Raw genomic sequence first — 17,821 nt, forward strand, 5'->3', positions numbered from 1 at the left:
TAGTCGGAAGGGCGTGCCTTCCATGTCGGGCAGTCTGACACGCTTGACCATCGCCCGCAGGACCTGACAGCGCCCGAGCGTCGATTTCAATGTGCGACCCCGCGAGAGTGGCTTATTCTCTTGGCGTAAGTGTTCAGGGAGTAAGGCAGATGCCGGCAAAGGCCGAACCGATCGTTCATATCGAAGATGACCGCTTCGTGGTCACCGAATGGCGCTTTTCTCCGGGGGCAGAAACAGGATGGCACCGGCATGGCCATGACTACGTCATCGTGCCGTTGACGGACGGGACCCTGAAGCTGGACCTTCCCGACGGCCAGCAGGCCCAAGCGCAGCTCAAGCATGGTGTTCCCTATTCCCGCCGCACCGGTGTGGAACACAACGTCACCAATGGTTCCGCCACGGACCCGCTCGCCTTCCTGGAGATCGAGGTTCTGGATGACGCACTATCCCACAGGCGTCAGGAGACGATGCAGCGTCTGATGGAGGCATTCAATGCAAGGGATCTGGACGGGCTGATGGCCTGCATGGCCGAGGACTGCGCCTTTCACGCGGCGGCCGGGCCGGGCGTCGAAGGCAAGGGACATCGGGGCCGCGATGCTGTCCGCGCGGCCTATGCGGCGATCTTCGAGACCTTCCCGAAGGCGGAGTGGGGCGAGGGCGCGCATCATGTGTCAGGCGACACCGGGCTATCGACCTGGCGTTTCCGTGGGACGACGCGCGAGGGCGCGACGGTGGATGTGCGGGGCTGCGATATCTTTGCCTTCGACGGCGATCTGATTGCCCTCAAGGACAGCTACCGTAAGGCGCGCGGCTGACCGGCCGGGCCGGGATTTGTCGACGACAGGTCGTGTCGGTCAGCGGGTGTAGCGGATGAAGGGGGTCAGCTTGCCGATCCGGTCATAAAGCCGCCGCCCGGTTGCGTTGAAATCCTGCGTCAGCCAGTAGACCGCGGGCGTGCCGTTCGCGTCCGCTGCCGCATAGACCGCCTCGATCAGCTTGCGCCCAAGGCCGGTGCCGCGGGCCGCCGGGTCGACGTATAGGTCCTGCAGATAGCAGACGTTCTCGATCTTCCAGCAGTGGCGGTGGAAGAGATAATGGGTCAACCCCATGGCCTGACCGTCGACATGGGCGATGAAGCCGTTGAAATCCTGCGGGTCCTTGCCCAGAAGGCGGGCGAAGGTGCTGGCATAGACCGCCTCGGGGACCTTCGTCTCGTAGTAGTCGAGATAGCCGGTCCACAGCCTGCGCCAGTCGGTTTCATCAGCGGCAACCAGCGGGCGGATCGTGACGTCGGACATTGGGCCTCCGGGTATTGATGCCGGCCCCGCTTGCGAGGGACCGGCCTTGCCTGGCGGTCAGGCTTACTTCATCAGGTCAGCAACCGGAATGGGTGCCGAGATCGTCCATTCATCCACCACGCCGGGCTTGCCCGCGTTGGTTTCGACGATCAGGTAGCGCGCCTGATTCTGGTGGTGGATTTCCGGAGTGAAGGTGCGCGGGCCAAAGAGCGTGGGCTCGCCGTTCATCTTCTCAAGCTCTGCGACCACGGCCGAGGCCTCGGTCGTGCCGGCACGTTCCACTGCCTTGGCCCAGACGTCGATCATCACATAGCCCGGGTACACATACTGGGTGGACGGATCGCCCCCGGTCACTTCCTTGTACTTGGCGTTGAAGGCGGTGACATCGGGGTTCGGGTCATCGCCGTAGATCGAGCCCTGGACGGGGACGAAGAAGTTCGACAGGTCCGGCACCGCCGACAGCCAGTAGGACCCGTCCACGCCCGAGCCGTTCAGGATCATCGAGTTGATGCCCGCCGCGCGGATCTGCTTGATGGCCGAAACCGCGCCCGGCATCATCGTGCAGAGCATGATGGCGTCGGGCTCTTCCGGGAGGGCCTTGATCCGGGTGATCTGCGCGGCGATCGAGGCGTCCTCGTTCAGGAAGGTGTCCTCGCCCACCAGTTTGGCGTCCGCGAGTTGCGGCAGCATCCAGTCGAAGCCGTCGCAGATGCCCTTGTTGTATTCGGTCCAGGTGTCGAGAAGCCGGTAGTAGGTCCGGGCTTCCTTCTTGTTGTAGGACCATTCGGCCATGGTCGCGCCCTGCACGGCGGCCAGGACCGAGGCCGAGAAGGAATAGGGGCCGACGCCCTGGATGCCGGCCTTGATCGACTCCGCGCAGAGGAAGAACGACACAAGGCCCGAGCTTTCGGCGGCAAGGGCTGCCGGAGAGCCGAAGTCGTAGTCGCAGCTGACCACGACCAGGTCGGCCCCTTGGTCGATGACCGAGAGGCCCGCCTTGGCACCCTCGGCGCGGTCGGTCTTGGTGTCGGCGTTCACGACCTCGATCTGCTTGCCCAGCAGGCCGCCCGCCGCGTTGATCTCGGCGATGCGGATCATGGCGGCATCCTGGGCGGGCTTGTCATAGGCCTGCATGAAGCCGGTTTCGGCCGTGGCGAAGCCCACGACGATGCGTTCGTCGTCGGCGAGGGCCGGGGCGGTGAGGCAGGTGGTCGCGGCAAGCGCGGTCAGAAATCTTTTCATCACGTCGTCTCCTTGTTGGGTCGGGTGTCGGGTTCGTTGGTGGGGCCGGTGCGGCCCGGGTCTTCTGCCCCTGCACGCGGCCTTGTGCGCCGGGGCAGGGTCAGGTCTTTGTTGCCCATGATCCCGGACGGCCGGAACATGAGGATGAGGATCATCACGACGCCCAGGGCGATTTCCTGGACGCCGCCGGGCAGGGCAAAAGTGGTGTCGCCGACGGGCACGCCGGCCTCGAGCCAGCGCAGGACCTGAATCAGGCTGGACAGGATCAGGACGCCAAGGACGGCGCCCGAAAGGGTGGACATGCCCCCCACCACCAGCATCGAGAGGGTGATGAAGGTCAGGCCCAGGTAGAAGGTGTCGGGGGTGACGATGCCGATGGAATGGGCGTAAAGCGCGCCGCCCATGCCCATGATCGCGCCGGACACGACGAAGGCGATCAGCCGCATCCGGGGAATGTCGATGCCGCTGGCTGCGGCGGCCGTCGGCTCGTCCCGTGCAGCCCTGAGAGCCAGGCCATAGCGCGAGATGCCGTAGGCCCAGGCCACGACGACCGCCAGGATCGCAGCCGCCATGTAGGGCCAGACGGTGCGGATGATGGGGATGCCCACGACCGAGGAGGTGGCGGCGGTGACGCTGTCCCAGTTTGAGTAAATCGAGTTCACCATGGCCAGCATGGCAAAGGTCGCGATCGAGGCGGCGATGCCGGACAGGCGCATCAGGACGGCGCCGAAGATCAGTGCCCAGAGGGCGGCCCATCCCGCACCGACGGCGGCGGCGGCCCAGTAGGGGATCTCGGTCTGCATCAGCCAGTCGGGCAGGCCGGGCATCGAGGTGCCCTTGAGCATCGGCTTGATCGTGGTCCAGGCCGCGACATAGCCGCCGAGACAGGCAAAGGCGATGTGGCCAAAGGAGATGACGCCGGAATTGCCGATGAAGACCCAGAGGCCGACCGCGAAGATGACCTTTAGGAAGATGTCGATGACGGTCTGGTTGAACGGCCGCGACCCCACGGCCCAGGCCAGAAGCGCGAAGGCGACGAGGAGAAGGGCCAGCAGCAGGGGGGTGGCAATGGTGCGGCGGGCGACAGAGGAGGGCATCACACGCGCTCCTTCGTGCCGCGGGCCGACAGGAGGCCTTGCGGGCGGAAGATCAGGACCAGGATCACGGCGCCATAGACGAAGGCATCACGGAAGGCGCGGGCATCGGGCGGCAGGACGACCTGCATCACGGTGGCGACGGCGCCGAGGAGGAACCCGGCGAGCACTGCTCCAGCCAGCGAGCCCATGCCGCCGATCACGGTGGCGATGAACGCCATCAGCATGACATTCGCGCCCATCATGATGTTCGCGGTGCCGGTCTGCGACCCGAGGATCAGCGCGATGGCTGCGGCCAGCGCCCCCGACAGCGCGAAGGCCCCCATGATGACCCGGTTCGCCCGGACGCCCAGCATGCGGGCCATGGTGAAGTTTTCCGCCGCCGCGCGCATTTCCAGGCCAAAGCGCGTGCGGCGCAGGAAAGCGGTCAGCCCGATCAGGACCGCGATGGTCACGAGGATGGTGATGAGCTGCAAAAGGGGAATGCGGGCGCCCAGGATCTCGACCGGCTGGGACAGTTCGGGCAGAAGCGAGATGCTTTTCGGCCGCGAGGAGAACAGCATCAGAAGGAAGTAGCGGATCACGAAGCCGAGGGCGAAGGACGCGATCATCATCGTGGCCGGGTTCGCCCGGCGGAACCGGCGGAAGACCAGGGCCTCGGACAGGACCGACAGGCCCGCGCCGATGGCCAGCGTGAAGGGGATCAGCAGATACCAGGGCAGGTTGCCGGCAAAGATGATCGCCACCGCGTCGACCGAGGGCCAGAGAAGCGCGAAGACGCAGAAGGCGATGACGTCGCCATGGGCGAAGTTGACCAGCCGCATGACGCCGAAGATCAGCGCGATCCCCAGCGCCCCGAGCGCATAGAGCGAGCCGAGCGAGAGCGCGTCGAAGACGACCTGGAGGAGCGATCCCATCAGTGCTCTCCGTATCCGAAATAGGCGGCCTGCATCGCCTCGGACTGGCCAAGCGCACGCGCGTCGCCATCCAGCAGGATCTCGCCGCCGCGCATCAGCATCATCCGCCCGCCGACCATCATCGCGCGGGTCGAGGACTGTTCGACGATGAGCAGCGTAAGCTTGCGTTCGGCGCGAAGGGCGATCAGTCGTTCGTAGACCTGGTCGGTTATGTTCGGCGCAAGGCCCAGAGAGGGTTCGTCGATGGCGACAAGGCGAGGCGTCGTCATCAAGGCCCGCCCGATGACCAGCATCTGCTGCTGGCCGCCCGACAGAAGCCCGGCCTGCGAATGGCGGCGGTCCTTCAGGATCGGGAAGGTGGCGTAGACGGCCTCAAGCTCGGTCGCGGCGCGGGCACGCCAGCCGCGGGCGCCTGCGTGCATGCCGGTTCCGACCAGCAGGTTTTCCTCGATGGTGAGCGAGCCGAAGACGTCGCGGCCCTCGGGGACCATCGACAGGCCAAGCCGGGCGATGTCTTCGGGTGCCTGGCCGGTGATGTCGCGGTCGGCAAAGTCCACCCGGCCCCCGGCGGGCGGCGTGACCCCGGCAATGGCGCGCAGAAGGCTGGACTTGCCCGCCCCGTTCGGCCCGGTGATGAACAGGATCTCGCCCTCGGCCAGCGTGAAGGTGACACCCCGTACCGCCGTCAGCCGCCCATAGCGGACCGAGATGTTGGAGAGGGACAGAAGGCTCATCCCTGCACCTCCAGCCCGGCTTCGAGGATCGGGAGGTTGGTATCGGCTGCAGTGCCCATATAGGCGTGACGCACCTTCTCGCTGTCGCGGATGGCGGCGGGGGGGCCGGTCTCGATCACCGCGCCGGAATCGAGGACGACGATGTGGTCGCAGAGGCCCAGCACCAGCCCGACATTGTGTTCGATCAGCAGGACCCCGATCCCGCGTTCGCGCGCGATGCGGCGGACGAGGGCGGAGAGGTCGGAGGCCTCTTGCGCGGACATCCCGGCGGCGGGTTCGTCCAGCAAAAGGAAGCGTGGCGCGCCCATCAGCGCCCGGCCGATGGCGACGCGGCGTTCGTCGGTGTAGGGCAGGGTCCCGGCGATACGGTCGGCCAGGGGTGCGATGCCGACCCAGTCCAGCATCGCCTCGGCCTCGGCGATGGCGGCGGCGCGGCTTTGGCCGAGGCCCACGCCGGTCACTTCAAGGTTGTCGATGACCGAAAGGTCGCGGAAGAGCCGCCCGCCTTGGAACGTGCGGGCGATGCCACGGCGGCGCAGCTGATGCGGTTTCAGGCCGAGAAGGCTTTGCCCGTCCAGCTGGACAGAGCCCTCGGTTGCGGCCTGAAAGCCGGTCAGCACGTTGACAAGGGTGGTCTTCCCCGCGCCGTTCGGGCCGATCAGCCCGACGATCCGGCCGGGTTCGACCGACAGGTCGACGTCCGACAGGGCGCGCAGCCCGGCGAAAGCGACCGATACCTTGTCAGCGGTCAGCGCGGTCATCTCGCTCCTTTCCGGTCGCGGGTGATGAGGTAGGAGCCACTGGCATCCAGCCGGGCGGTCCAGCCCGGTTCGATGACGATGGTGGTGGTGACTTCCTCGATCACGGCGGGGCCCTTGATCGTGGCCCCGGCGCCCAAGGGCGTGCCGTCGTAGATCGGCGTTCTGACCCGCTTGCCATCGGCGCTGAAGACCGCGTCGCGGTACCCCTTCAGTGCCTTGGCGGGGTTGTCGCCCTTGCCGATGGACATGCGGGCGGGCTTGTCGACCACGCCGTAAAGCGTGCTTTCGATGTTCACCACTTCGACGGTCGAGGCGGGTTCGGCGTAGGTGTAAAGCTCCTTGTGCCGTTTGTGGAACGCCTCTTTCACCTTGCCGATGGACTTTGCGTCGACCTTGAAGGTGCCGATTTCCACCGTACATTCATGCACTTGGCCGACATATCGCATGTCGAGGCTGCGCTTGACGACGATGTCGCGGCCCTTGAAGCCATCGGATTTCAGATGGCCGATCCCCTGGGCCTCGATCTGGCCGAAGAGCTCGTCAATCCGGGCATAAGCCGCGTCGTTGTCCAGCCGCAGGGGCGCGGTGGCCATGTAGTTATACTTGACGTCACTGATGATCTGGCCAAAGGCGCACAGGCCCGAGGCCAGTTTCGGCAGGACGATGGTCTGGGTCCCCATCGCGTCGGCCAGCGCGGTGATATGCGCGGCTGTGGCTCCCCCGGCACCGACCAGCACGAAGTCGCGCGGGTCGTAGCCGCGTTCCACCGTCACCCGGCGGATGCCGTTGACCATGTTGGCGTTGACGATGGTGAACATGCCATAGGCGGCGCGTTCGACGCTCATCTTCAAGGGATCGGCGAGGTGGGTCTTGATCGCCTGATGCGCTTTCGCGGCGTCGAGCGGCAGGCGGCCTCCTACGAGTCCGTCAGGGTTGAGGTAGCCGAGGACAAGGTTCGCGTCCGACACGGTGGGCAGTTTGCCGCCCTGGCCATAGCAGGCGGGCCCCGGGTCAGATCCCGCCGATTGCGGGCCCATCTGCATCAGGCCCATCTCGTCGATCCAGCCGATCGACCCGCCGCCTGCGCCGAGCGTTTCGACCTGGATCATCGGCACGCCGATGCGGTAGCGCAGGAAGTCGATGTTCTTGTTGATGTTCGTGCTGCCGTCCTTGGTCAGCGTGATGTCGAAGGAGGTGCCGCCCATGTCGACGGTGATCACGTCCTTCTTGCCGAAGGGTTCGCAGACATATTGCCCGGCAGCCGGGGCCGAGGCGGGGCCGGAATTGATGGCATAGACCGAGCGGTCGGTCATCGCCTGGCCGATGGCGAGGCCACCGTTCGACTGGTAGTAGCGGACGGGCTGTTTCGCGCCGAGCGAACGGAAGTAGCTGTCGACCGCGTCGACATAGCGTTTCATGATCGGTGCAAGGTAGGCGTTGACCACGGCGGTCGAGGTGCGGGTGTATTCGCGGACCTGGGGGTAAAGCTCTGACCCCACGGTCAGGATCACGCCCGGCAGCATCTGGCGTACGATGTCCGCGGCGCGGGTTTCGTGACCCGGATGCAGGACGGACCAGACGAAACTGATCGCCACGGTTTCCACGCCTTCAGCCTTGAACAGCTCACAGGCGGCGCGGACGTCGGCTTCGTTCAGGGGTTCCCGCACGTTGCCGTCGGACAGCACCCGTTCGCGCACGCCCCGTCGCAGGTAGCGCGGCACCAGCATGGTAGCGGGCGGGTAGTCGGCGTCGTAGCGGTAGCCGTCTTCCTTATGGCCCAGGCGGATTTCCAGGCTGTCCTCATGCCCGGCGGTACAGATCAGCCCGGTCTTTGCGCCTTTGTGCTGGATCAGCGCGTTCAGGCCGACGGTGGTGCCGTTGATGCAGAGATCGCAGTTCGAGACGACGGATTCCGGGCTGACCCCCAGATCCTCGGAAATCAGCTGGAGGCCGTTGCGGATGGCGAGCGTCGGGTCCTGCGGGGTGGAGAGCGCCTTGTAGAGCTTTACCTGCCCCTTGCGGTCGGCCAGCACGAAGTCGGTGAAGGTGCCGCCCGCGTCGATGCCCAGTCGGTAATCGGATTTCATCGCCCCGCCCCCCTATTTCGCAGCCACGGCGCGACGACGCGCACGCAGGGCTTCGGTTGCCGTCATGTCCACGTCGAGCGTGGCAGGGTTGGTGATGATGACGCCGTAGTCCTCCTTTGCGCCGGCGATCGAGACGAGGCCGTTCCTGACGTCCCAGACGACCTTTTCGACGGCCCGGTCCATCGGGTTGCCATAGCCGCCGCCGCCGGGGTTCATGTTGGTGATGCGGTCGCCGGGCTTGATGACCTTGATGACGTTCTCGCGGATGGTTTCCTGCCGGTCGCCTTCCACCAGTTCCAGACGGCCGACCTTGGTGTCGATCATCGTCGACGCCGCACCCGCCGCGCCCACTGCCGGGATGCGGCGGCCTTCGCCGAAGGTGATGAAGGTCATGTCGTCGTTCAGCGGCTCCACTTCCCAGGCAGTGCCCGATCCGCCACGGAACTTCCCGGCGCCGCCAGAGTCGGTCATCAGAGAATAGCGGTGGATGATGATCGGGTAGCTGTATTCCAGCAGTTCCACGTCACCGGATGTCAGCGCGCCGAAGCAGCATTCCGGGCCGCAGGCGTGCCAGCCGTCCTGGGACGGGGTGGCCCCGGCGCCCGAGATGATGGTGGCCAGAACCATCGTCACATATTCCTCGTTGTGCCGCTTGTCCCAGCCCGCGATGTTGAGGCCGTTGGCGTGACCCCAGGACGCCGAGACCTTAGAGGGGACCGCCTTTTCGAACGCGAGCCGCACGGCGTCGGTCAGCGTCTCCATCGGCGTCGTCGTGCAGTTCATGTGCGGCGCGGGTTCGGCGGCGTTGCAGATCGTGCCCTTGGGGCCGAAATCGACGCTGACGCAGCGGTAAAGCCCCTCGTTGTAGGGGGGCGGCAGCTGGGCGAACATCATCAGGCCCAGGTAGACGCCCGAGTGGCTGTTCCCCTCGTAGCTGTTGATGAAATAGGGGATCTGCGGCGGCGAGGAGATGGCGATGTGGCAGCTGTCACCCTTGATCGTGACGGTCGCCTTGATCTCGAAATCGCCGTAGCCGTGGCCCGCGTCTTCCAGGATCGCCATGCCTTCGTAGGTGCCGTCCGGCACGCCCGCGATCAAGCCGCGCATCTGGCGTTCGGCCATGTCGAGAAGCATCTCGATGCAGGCATCGACCTGCTCTTCGCCGTATTTCTCCAGCATCGCGATCAGCGCGCGTTCGCCGACCTGGCAGGCGCCGATCAGCGCGTTGAAGTCACCCTCCTGGTCGCGGCGGGCACGCATGTTGGTCAGGATGAAGTTCAGCACATCCTTGCGCGGCTGGCCCCGATCCCAGACCTTGACCGGCGGGATGCGCAGGCATTCGGCATAGATTTCCTTGGCGTTCGGGTTGTAGCCCGCCGGAACCGGGCCGCCCACATCGGTCAGGTGGCCCTTGCACACGGTCCAGTACTTAAGCTTGCCACGCCAGAAGACGGGTTTGTAGAAGCAGGTGTCGATAGCGTGGCTGCCGCCCCAGGCCGGGTCGTTGTGGATAATGAGATCGCCTTCGTGGATGTCGCCCTCGAAGTACTTTGCCACCACCTTCATCGCCGGGATCAGGCTGCCCAGATGGATCGGGATGTCCTGCCCCTGCAGGATCATCTCGGGCCGGTGATTGAAGAGCGCGGTGGAATAGTCATGCGCCAGGTTGAACACGCTGGATCGCGCGGTCTTTTCCAGGGACAGCGTCATTTCGCGCTGCGTGGTTTCCAGGATGCCCCGCACCACCGACAGGGTGATGGGGTCGACCTCAACTTTCCGTCTTGCTGCCTTTGCCACTACGAAGCCCTCCGATAGGGGCCGCGCAAAAGGGCGCCGGTCGGGCTGATGGCCCGGTCAGATGGCATGGTCTCCCTGTCGCGCGGCGTCTGTTGCGCCGTTGATCGGGAAAGCCTAGCGGCGGCGGGGCGGGGCGGTCTTTGCACCCGGTGCGCTGCCTTTTGTGTTTCCGTGCAGTCGGGCCAAATGGCGGCTTGTCCGACTCGGGGGGGCGTGGCCAGATGGGTGGAACAGGGGCCGAGGCGATGAAAAGCACCATTACCACCCGCGGTGTCGCCCAGGAGGCGCGCAGTCGGCACTGGCACGACACCATCGCGCGCGCCTACTTCCCGCTTGACCTGACGTTTCCGCGCCCCGAGGCCTTTGACGGTGAGCTGACCAGCTGGGACCTGGGCGAGGTTTCGTTGTCGCGCCTGACCTCGGACGCACTGCTCTACCGCCGGCTGCCAAGGCATTTCCGCGAACCGGGGCCAGAGGAGTTTCTGGTCACGCTGCCCGCCAAGTCCGAGGTCCGCTTTGTCCAGGGGGGCCGCGAAGTGCGGGCCAATCCCGGTGCCTTCTTCCTGGAACGCAGCCATGAGCCCTACGAGTTCAGCCATGCCGAAGCGGCGGACCTTTGGGTGATGAAGCTGTCCAAGGACATGCTGGGCGGCCGCATCCGCGCGCCGGACCGGTTCTGTTCGCTGCAGTTCGATGCGACGAACGGGGCGAACGGCCTTTTCGTCGATATGGTCCACCTGATCCCGCAGCGCTATGACGCGATGACCGAGGAGACCCGCGCTATCGTGGGCCGACAGCTGGTCGATCTGCTGGCGCTGGCGATCCAGTCGGATGAACGGGTGCTGACCTCGGGGGCGTCCACGGTGCGGGCGGCGCATCTGGCGCGGATCGAAAGCTTTGTGCGCCGCCATATCGACGACCCCGATCTTGGCCCCGAGACTGTGGCGGCAGGCTGCGGCATCTCGCTGCGCTATCTGCACGAGCTGTTGCGCGACACGAACCAGACGCTGGGTCAGTGGATCCGCGACACCCGGCTGGCGGCGGCGATGGAGGATTTGCGCAACCCGTCCGACCGCCGCGCCATCGGCGAGATCGCCTATGCCCGGGGCTTCACCGACCAGGCACAGTTTTCCCGTGCGTTCCGGGGGCGGTTCGGGGTGACGCCGAAAGAGGCGCGCGTCCACGGTTCGGGGGCCGCCCATCAGCCCTGACGGGCGTCTTCGCCGGACCCAGCGAAGAGCCCCCGCAGGGGAGCGATGAGCGGCCGTCTGCATCACTTGCCCAGATGGTCGCGGACGCGCTGCAGCGCCGCCTGCCGGTCGTGGCGCGCGGCCAGCGCCTGATCCATCGTCACTTCGACGAATCGTGCCGGGGAATGCGGCTGCAACTGGCCGATCAGGTCCATGTCGGCACTGATGACGCAGCCAAGCATCATGTAGCCGCCACCCGACACCGCGTCGCGGTGCAGGACGATGGGTTCCGTGCCGCCCGGCACCTGAATGCTGCCATAGGGATAGCAGGCATCGACGATGTTCGACGGGTTCGACCCTGCCCCGAAGGGCTGTTCGCGGGGCACGAAATCCAGTGCGGTGCCGCCCTTGAAGCGGTAGCCGATGCGGTCGGCCTCAGGTGCGACCTTCCAGGTGTCCGCGAAGAACCGCTTGCCTGCCTCCGCCGTGATCCGGTGCCAATAGAGGCCCGGCAGCATCCGCAGCTCTGCAGGGTTGCCGGGGCCACGCCGCAGGGCAGGGGGCACCGACCCCTTGCCGCCCGCGCCCTTGCCCACGGGCAGTTCGTCCTCCGCCTTCAGCGCGCGGCCTTCGTGGCCCCCAAGCGCGCCCAGTGTGTAGGTCGACCGCGAGCCGAGCTTGACCGGTACGTCGATCCCGCCCGAGACCGCGATATAGGCCCGCGCGCCGGATTTCAGGAAGCCGAAGGTCAACCGGTCCCCGGCCTTGACCGGGAAGGCTTCCCAGCCCGGCCGATCCTCGCCGTTGAGCTTGGGAGGCAAGTCGCCCCCGGTGACGGCGACGGTCGCGGGCGCGGTGAATTCGAGGTCGGGCCCCATGAAAACGGCTTCCAGCACCGCCGCGCCCTCGTCGTTGCCGACCAGCATGTTGGCCACACGCAGCGCAAAGCGATCCATCCCGCCCGAGATCGGAATGCCGAGGTGGTAGTAGCCGGGGCGGCCCAGGTCCTGCACTGTGGTCGACAGGCCCGGAGAGTGTACCTTAACGGCCATTGAGCGCCTCCATCAGCTTGGCATTGGTCCCGGCCATGTCCTTGTTGAATTCGGACAGACTGAACGTTGCAGGTCGGATCACCGGCTCGTACCGGTTCGCCTCGACCGCCTCGATCGCCGCGTCGTATTCGCCGCGCGTGACCGGTTTCCACTTCACGATGTCGCCGGGGCGGAAGAGGCACATCTCGTCCTGCAGGTAGCTGACCTTCTGCGACGGGTCGTAGATCGGCATAGGTGTGACGCCAAACATCTGGTAGCCGCCCGCGCCGCGGACCGAGTAGATGCAGGAAAAGCAGCCGCCGTGGCCGATGGTCAGCTTTGGCGTATCGGTGCGGGGGCGCAGGTACTTTGGCACCTGCAGCTGCTGCTTGCGTTCGACCATCTGGTAGAGGAACGGCAGGCCCGCCACGAAGCCCACCATCGAGACGAACCAGGGCTGGCTGGAATGCGCCTTGATGAAGTTCTCGACCGTGCCAAGGCCGTTGACCTCTGCCGCGTATTCGAGGTCGGTCTTCGATGGATCCTGGTGCCGTTCGCGGAAGCGCATCAGCGTCTCATGCGTCCAGGGGTCCTGGTAGAGGACCGGGATTTCCATGATGCGGGTCTTGAGGCTGGCGTCGGACTTTGACGCGGCGGCCTCCATGCCCTGCAGCTCTTTCAAGAGGTCGCCGGGCTTGATGCGGTCGGGGTCGAACTTGACCTGGAAGCTGGCGTTGGCCGGGCAGATCTCGGTCACGCCTGCGATGCCTGCCGCCTTGACCGCGTTGGTCATGGACAGCGAGGTGAAAAAGGCTTCAAGCGACATGTCCTCGCTGACTTCGCCGAAGATGTGCTCGTCGCCGCCAAAGGTGAATCGGATCGACATGGGTCCTCCCTCAGGGCTCCAGCTCCGGCACCAGCCGGGTGGAATGGGTTGCAAGCCAGCCTTCCAGCCAGCGGGTGTGAACGGCGTTGGCCTGCACGGCCGGGTCATCGGCAAGTGCGAGGAACAGGGGTTTCGTCGTGCGCAGGCCGTCGATGCGGGTCTCGCGCAGGGCGCGGACCAGCCGGGTGATCGCGGCCTCGCGCGTTTCGGCATGCACGACCAGCTTGGCGAGAAGCGAGTCGTAGAAGGGCGGCACGGTGTAGCCCGCGTAAAGCATCGACTCGAACCGGACGCCGGGGCCGCCTGGCACGCGCAGGGCGCTGACGGTTCCCGGAAAGGGGGCGAAGTCGCGGGAGGGGTCCTCGGCGTTCAGGCGCACTTCGATGGCGTGGCCGCGCGCGACGATGTCGTGCTGTTTCAGGCGCAGCGGTTCGCCGCCCGCAATGCGCAGGCCTTCGGCCACAAGGTCGATACCGGTGATCATCTCGGTCACCGGGTGTTCGACCTGGATGCGGGTGTTCATCTCGATGAAGTAGAAGCGGTCCGCCGCGTCGTCGTAGAGGTATTCGATGGTGCCCGCGCCGGAATAGCCGACCGCTCGGGTCAGCCGAACCGCGCTTTGACAAAGCTCATCCCGTACTCGGTCGGACAGGGCGCGGGAGGGGGCTTCTTCCCACACCTTCTGGCGGCGGCGCTGGAGCGAGCATTCCCTTTCCCAGCAATGCACCGCGTCGCGGCCATCGCCCAACACCTGCACCTCGATGTGGCGGGCCTGGGCCACGACCTTTTCCATGTAAAGCCTGCCGTCGCCGAAGGCCGCCAGCGCCTCGGCCGCCGCTTGCGGGAAGGCCGCCTCGAACTCGGCCAGGTCATTCGCGATGCGGATGCCGCGCCCGCCGCCCCCTGCGGCGGCCTTGATCATCACCGGAAAGCCGGTGTCCAACAGGATCGAGCGCGCCTCCTCGATTGACCCGACCCGGCCCAGCGAGCCCGGCACCACCGGCACCCCCGCCGCATGGGCGGCCGAGCGCGCGGCGACCTTGTCGCCCATGGTGCGGATCGCCTCGGCCGAGGGGCCGACAAAGACGAGCCCGGCACCCGCGCAGGCGTCAGCGAAATCGGCATTCTCGGCGAGGAAGCCGTAGCCGGGATGGATGCTGTCCGCCCCGGTTTCTTCGGCCGCCTTAAGGATTGCCGGAATGTTCAGATAGCTTTTCTTCGCGGCCGGTGGGCCGATGTTCACCGCCTCATCCGCGATCTGCACATGCAGGCTGTCGCGGTCGGCGTCGGAATGGACGGCGACGGTCGCGATCCCAAGGTCCTGCGCCGCACGGATGACCCGCACGGCGATCTCGCCCCGGTTCGCGACCAGAAGCTTTCGCAGCATCAATCCACCTCGGCCAGGACGGCGCCTGCCATCACCGGTTCCTCGTTGTCGGTCGCGAAGCGGATGTTCCGGCCCGCCACCTCGGCCTTCACTTCGTGAAAGGACTTCATCACCTCGATCAGCCCGATCACGTCGCCCACCGCGACAGCATCGCCATCGGCCTTGAAGGGCGGCTTGTCGGGGGCGCTGGCGCGGTAGAAGGTGCCGGGAAGTGGGGACAGAAGCTGTGCCATGGGGTCCTCTCAGGTATAGGGCTGCACCGCCGCCCGCACCGCGCGGGCGATGGCGATGGCGTTCGGTGTGTCGGAGTGGATGCAGATCGAATCGCAGCGCACCGGGATGTCGCTGCCGTCGGTGGCGGTGCCCTTGCCCTCGGTGATCGCGCGGACGCAGCGCGCGGCCATCAGTGCGGGGTCCTTGGCGTCATGTTCGCGGGTGACGATGAGGCTGCCGTCGGGGCGGTATTCCAGATCGGCGTAGAATTCGGCCACAAAGCCATGCCCGCGGGCCGGATAGATCTTTTCGTGTAGGGTTCCCGTCATGCCCAGAAGCGGTACCTTGAACACGTCCGCCGCGTCGCAGACCGCCTGAGCGATGTCTTCCTGCCGCGCCGCCATGCCGTAAAGGCTGCCGTGCGGCTTGATGTGGTTCAACTCCATCCCCTCGGCCCTGAGAAAGCCTGTCAGCGCGCCAACCTGGTAGATGATGCAGTTGGCCATCTCTTCGCGGCCCACCTTCATCTCGCGCCGGCCAAAGCCCTGCAGGTCGGGCAGGCTGGGGTGGGCACCAACCTTGACCCCATGTTTCTTCGCCAGCCGCACGGTGGCGCGCATGTGGTCGAAGTCGCTGGCATGAAAGCCGCAGGCAACGTTGGCGATGTGGATGAAGGGCATCAGCCCGGCGTCATCCCCCATCTTCCACAAGCCAAAGCTTTCGCCCATGTCACAGTTGACCGTGACAGGCATCGCATCCCCCTGCGTCAGTTTTCTTGATTGAGCCGGATGCTGGACCGACTCGGCCCGCATTGGCAAATACGAAATTCTGTAAGACGATATCGAAAAATACGATAAGGTTGCCCGATGCCACTGACCCTGAAACAGCTTCGCTACTTCATTGCCGCAGCCGAGACCGGCCAGATCAGCCATGCGGCGATGGAGATGAACGTCTCGCAATCCGCCGTGACGGCCAGCATCCAGGGGCTTGAGGCCGAGCTGGGGGTCAAGCTGCTGACCCGCATGGCGCAGGGCGTGGCCGTCACGCCGGAAGGTGCGCGGTTCCTGGCCCGAGCCCGCGCGATCATTGCCGCAGTCGAAGACGCTACACGCAGCCCGCTGGGAGAGGAATCGCGTGTTACCGGCCGCCTGCGCCTTGGGGTCACCTACACAGTCGCGGGCTACTTCATGGCCCGCCACTACGCCGCCTTTCGCCGCAGCTACCCCGGAATCACGCTTGAACTGTCCGAACAGCCGCGGGCGGCCATCGAAAACGCGCTTGTCACCGGTGGGCTTGACCTGGCGGTGATGCTTACGTCCAACCTTGCCAACCACGGCGAGCTGGACGCCGAAACGCTGTTCCGGTCGCGCCGGCGGCTCTGGCTGCCGTCGGACCACGCCCTGTTGGCCTCGCCACAGATCAGCCTCCACGACGTGGCTAAGCAGCCTTACGTCATGCTGACCGTGGACGAGGCCAGCCGCACCGCCGGCCGATACTGGGATCACTATGGCTTGTCGCCCCAGGTGGTGTTCTCCACCTCGTCGGTCGAGGCCGTCCGGTCGATGGTGGCGGCCGGTATGGGGGTCACGATCCTTTCCGACATGGTCTACCGGCCTTGGTCGCTGGAAGGCCAACGGATCGAACAGCGCGTCATGGTGGAACCGGTGCCATCAATGGATGTGGGTCTGACATGGGCGCGGATGCGGCCGCTTTCCGGCACCGCGCAGGTATTCCGCGCCTTCCTCTCGCTCACGCTCAGTTCCGGGGGCTGACGCCACAGCGACGGGCCCACGTGATTGACCCGGCCTCAGGTCCGACGCCGACACGTCGCGCCACGCAAACTGCGCCACACCCCGGATGAACCGCGCCGTCCAGCCGCCGCCAATGACCCCGCCCGAGAACTGCAAAACGATTGCTGTAGCACGCGGGATCGTGGAGCAGGTGGAAAGTGGCCCGCTGCAGCCGACGCTTCGTTGCCATGACCGGAGACCGTCAACGAAGCAAGGGACCGGCGACCCGTCGGCGCAGGCACATCGTGTCCGGCCCTCTTCCGCCACTCGGCGGGCGTGACCCTCGGAAGTTCGACCGCAGTTCCCACGCAAGCAGGGGGCAATCTGATCCAACTCCAGCCAGAGGTTGCAAATAGAAAATATTTTTCAATGCATTACAACCTCGACACTGAAACCGGTCACTCATGAGGCCCAGATGACATCCATTCTGAAAGACCGCTTCCGGGCTTCCTTTCGCAAGGGCCAGTGCTCAGCCCGCCCCGTACAACCAACAAGGGGAAAATCCGGCCGCGGCGGGATCCGGAAGACTCACATCTAAGAAGCAATTGTGGTGCTGTCAGACGAGTGGGAACCAGTCTCCGATACGCCCACTCACCTTCGGCTCAGGCAGCGAGAAGGCCGCGCATTTCCGCAAGAGCGGCAGCGCGGGTTATCTTGCAGGGGTTGCGATCTTGGAGGTGGCGCTCCGTCGGAAAGTGGTTGTAGACCGAGGCATGGACTGAGGCGAACTTCTGCAACGTCCGCATGCGCCGGAACAGCAGCATCGCTCGCTCGCGTCGTGGGAACGACAGGAGCCAGTTCTCGGCCCTATTGCTCAGTCAGCGTCCCATCTGGCGAGCATCACCGCGATCGAGGTCTTTCAGATCGGCACCGTAGGACCGAAGCCGATCGGTCAGGATCGTCTCCGGACGGCTGTGCCGCTTCATGGATCCCTTCAAGAGCTTAAGGGATGCCTTGCGATCGCGGGACTTGGTGACGATGCATTCCAGTACCTCACCTTCGTGATCGACAGCGCGCCAAAGGTAATGAGTCACCCCGTTGATCTGCACGTAGACCTCGTCCAGGAGCCACTGCCAGTGGCGATGTGCGCGCATGGCTTCAACGCGCTTGCCCTTGAATTCAGAGGCGAACATCGGGCCGAACCGGTTCCACCAGTATCGCACTGTCTCTCGCTGACCTCGACGCCCCGCTCATGCAAAAGATCCTCGACGTTGCGCAGCGAGAACACGAAGCGGATGTAGAGCATCACCGCCAAGCGGATGATCTCGGGGCTCGGCTTGAAGTAGCGGAAAGGGGATCGTGTGGTCAGCGAGGAACGCTGGCCATGCTTCCTGCCCGGCGACGGCCACAGGCCGTCTGACGACACAGAATGCTGCACGAGGCTTGGTCGATCG

The 17,821-nt window shown here is 65.5% G+C and carries 16 protein-coding genes and 1 pseudogene; 3 read left to right on the forward strand and 14 right to left on the reverse strand.

Translation table 11 applies throughout. The features are described 5' to 3' along the window. The first annotated feature begins 149 nt into the window (after window positions 1–149). Window positions 150–815, forward strand: a complete 666-nt coding sequence (locus tag AC2EAL_RS08550; protein ID WP_484723773.1) for a nuclear transport factor 2 family protein — start codon at window positions 150–152, stop codon at window positions 813–815. A gap of 39 nt (window positions 816–854) precedes the next feature. Here AC2EAL_RS08550 and AC2EAL_RS08555 read toward each other — a convergent pair whose 3' ends face one another. From AC2EAL_RS08555 to capB, 8 genes are all read right to left on the reverse strand, one after another. Continuing rightward, a complete protein-coding gene (locus AC2EAL_RS08555; RefSeq protein WP_484723774.1) occupies window positions 855–1,298 on the reverse strand; it encodes a GNAT family N-acetyltransferase in 444 nt (147 codons plus the stop codon). 63 nt (window positions 1,299–1,361) lie between these two features. Next, complete coding sequence (locus AC2EAL_RS08560) at window positions 1,362–2,540, reverse strand: ABC transporter substrate-binding protein (protein ID WP_484723775.1); 1,179 nt, start codon at window positions 2,538–2,540, stop codon at window positions 1,362–1,364. Then, window positions 2,540–3,637, reverse strand: coding sequence for a branched-chain amino acid ABC transporter permease (locus AC2EAL_RS08565; protein WP_484723776.1), 1,098 nt, complete (start codon window positions 3,635–3,637; stop codon window positions 2,540–2,542). The genes AC2EAL_RS08560 and AC2EAL_RS08565 overlap by 1 nt, the downstream gene beginning before the upstream one ends. Then, window positions 3,637–4,551, reverse strand: coding sequence for a branched-chain amino acid ABC transporter permease (locus tag AC2EAL_RS08570; protein ID WP_484723777.1), 915 nt, complete (start codon window positions 4,549–4,551; stop codon window positions 3,637–3,639). Before AC2EAL_RS08570 ends, AC2EAL_RS08565 begins: the two co-directional genes overlap by 1 nt. After that, window positions 4,551–5,285: an ABC transporter ATP-binding protein gene (locus AC2EAL_RS08575; protein WP_484723778.1), complete on the reverse strand. Its 735-nt coding sequence runs from the start codon at window positions 5,283–5,285 to the stop codon at window positions 4,551–4,553. The genes AC2EAL_RS08570 and AC2EAL_RS08575 overlap by 1 nt, the downstream gene beginning before the upstream one ends. Then, entirely contained in the window at window positions 5,282–6,046 is a 765-nt protein-coding gene (locus AC2EAL_RS08580) for an ABC transporter ATP-binding protein (protein ID WP_484723779.1), read from the reverse strand. The genes AC2EAL_RS08575 and AC2EAL_RS08580 overlap by 4 nt, the downstream gene beginning before the upstream one ends. Continuing rightward, window positions 6,043–8,133 (reverse strand): caprolactamase subunit alpha, encoded by a 2,091-nt coding sequence (capA, locus tag AC2EAL_RS08585; protein ID WP_484723780.1) that lies wholly within the window; start codon window positions 8,131–8,133, stop codon window positions 6,043–6,045. The genes AC2EAL_RS08580 and capA overlap by 4 nt, the downstream gene beginning before the upstream one ends. Window positions 8,134–8,145: 12 nt before the next feature. Beyond that, on the reverse strand, window positions 8,146–9,930 hold the full coding sequence (capB, locus tag AC2EAL_RS08590) for a caprolactamase subunit beta (protein WP_484723781.1): 1,785 nt from the start codon (window positions 9,928–9,930) through the stop codon (window positions 8,146–8,148). Window positions 9,931–10,175: 245 nt separating this feature from the next. Between capB and AC2EAL_RS08595 the strand changes: the two genes are divergently transcribed. Continuing rightward, the gene (locus AC2EAL_RS08595; RefSeq protein WP_484723782.1) at window positions 10,176–11,141 is read left to right on the forward strand and encodes an AraC-like ligand-binding domain-containing protein; all 966 of its coding nucleotides are present in this window, start codon (window positions 10,176–10,178) and stop codon (window positions 11,139–11,141) included. Window positions 11,142–11,203: 62 nt separating this feature from the next. Here the strand turns inward: AC2EAL_RS08595 and AC2EAL_RS08600 are convergent, their stop codons facing one another. Genes AC2EAL_RS08600 through AC2EAL_RS08620 form a run of 5 tightly spaced genes read right to left on the reverse strand, consistent with a single transcriptional unit; the run spans window position 11,204 to window position 15,389 of the window. Then, entirely contained in the window at window positions 11,204–12,172 is a 969-nt protein-coding gene (locus AC2EAL_RS08600; RefSeq protein WP_484723783.1) for a 5-oxoprolinase subunit C family protein, read from the reverse strand. Continuing rightward, complete coding sequence (locus AC2EAL_RS08605; protein ID WP_484723784.1) at window positions 12,162–13,037, reverse strand: 5-oxoprolinase subunit B family protein; 876 nt, start codon at window positions 13,035–13,037, stop codon at window positions 12,162–12,164. The genes AC2EAL_RS08600 and AC2EAL_RS08605 overlap by 11 nt, the downstream gene beginning before the upstream one ends. Window positions 13,038–13,047: 10 nt before the next feature. Continuing rightward, window positions 13,048–14,424 carry an acetyl-CoA carboxylase biotin carboxylase subunit gene (locus AC2EAL_RS08610; RefSeq protein ID WP_484723785.1) on the reverse strand — a complete coding sequence of 459 codons (1,377 nt, stop codon included), beginning with the start codon at window positions 14,422–14,424 and terminating at the stop codon, window positions 13,048–13,050. Then, window positions 14,424–14,657 carry an acetyl-CoA carboxylase gene (locus AC2EAL_RS08615; protein WP_484723786.1) on the reverse strand — a complete coding sequence of 78 codons (234 nt, stop codon included), beginning with the start codon at window positions 14,655–14,657 and terminating at the stop codon, window positions 14,424–14,426. Before AC2EAL_RS08615 ends, AC2EAL_RS08610 begins: the two co-directional genes overlap by 1 nt. Window positions 14,658–14,666: 9 nt before the next feature. Continuing rightward, window positions 14,667–15,389: a LamB/YcsF family protein gene (locus tag AC2EAL_RS08620; RefSeq protein WP_484723787.1), complete on the reverse strand. Its 723-nt coding sequence runs from the start codon at window positions 15,387–15,389 to the stop codon at window positions 14,667–14,669. 114 nt (window positions 15,390–15,503) lie between these two features. On the opposite strand from AC2EAL_RS08620, the gene AC2EAL_RS08625 reads away from it, so the two are divergent. Further along, a complete protein-coding gene (locus AC2EAL_RS08625) occupies window positions 15,504–16,409 on the forward strand; it encodes a LysR family transcriptional regulator (protein WP_484723788.1) in 906 nt (301 codons plus the stop codon). Window positions 16,410–17,029: 620 nt separating this feature from the next. Here AC2EAL_RS08625 and AC2EAL_RS08630 read toward each other — a convergent pair. After that, window positions 17,030–17,736, reverse strand: a pseudogene (locus AC2EAL_RS08630) (IS6 family transposase). Window positions 17,737–17,821: the final 85 nt, after the last annotated feature.

The sequence above is a fragment of the Tabrizicola sp. T74 genome (genome assembly GCF_057219935.1).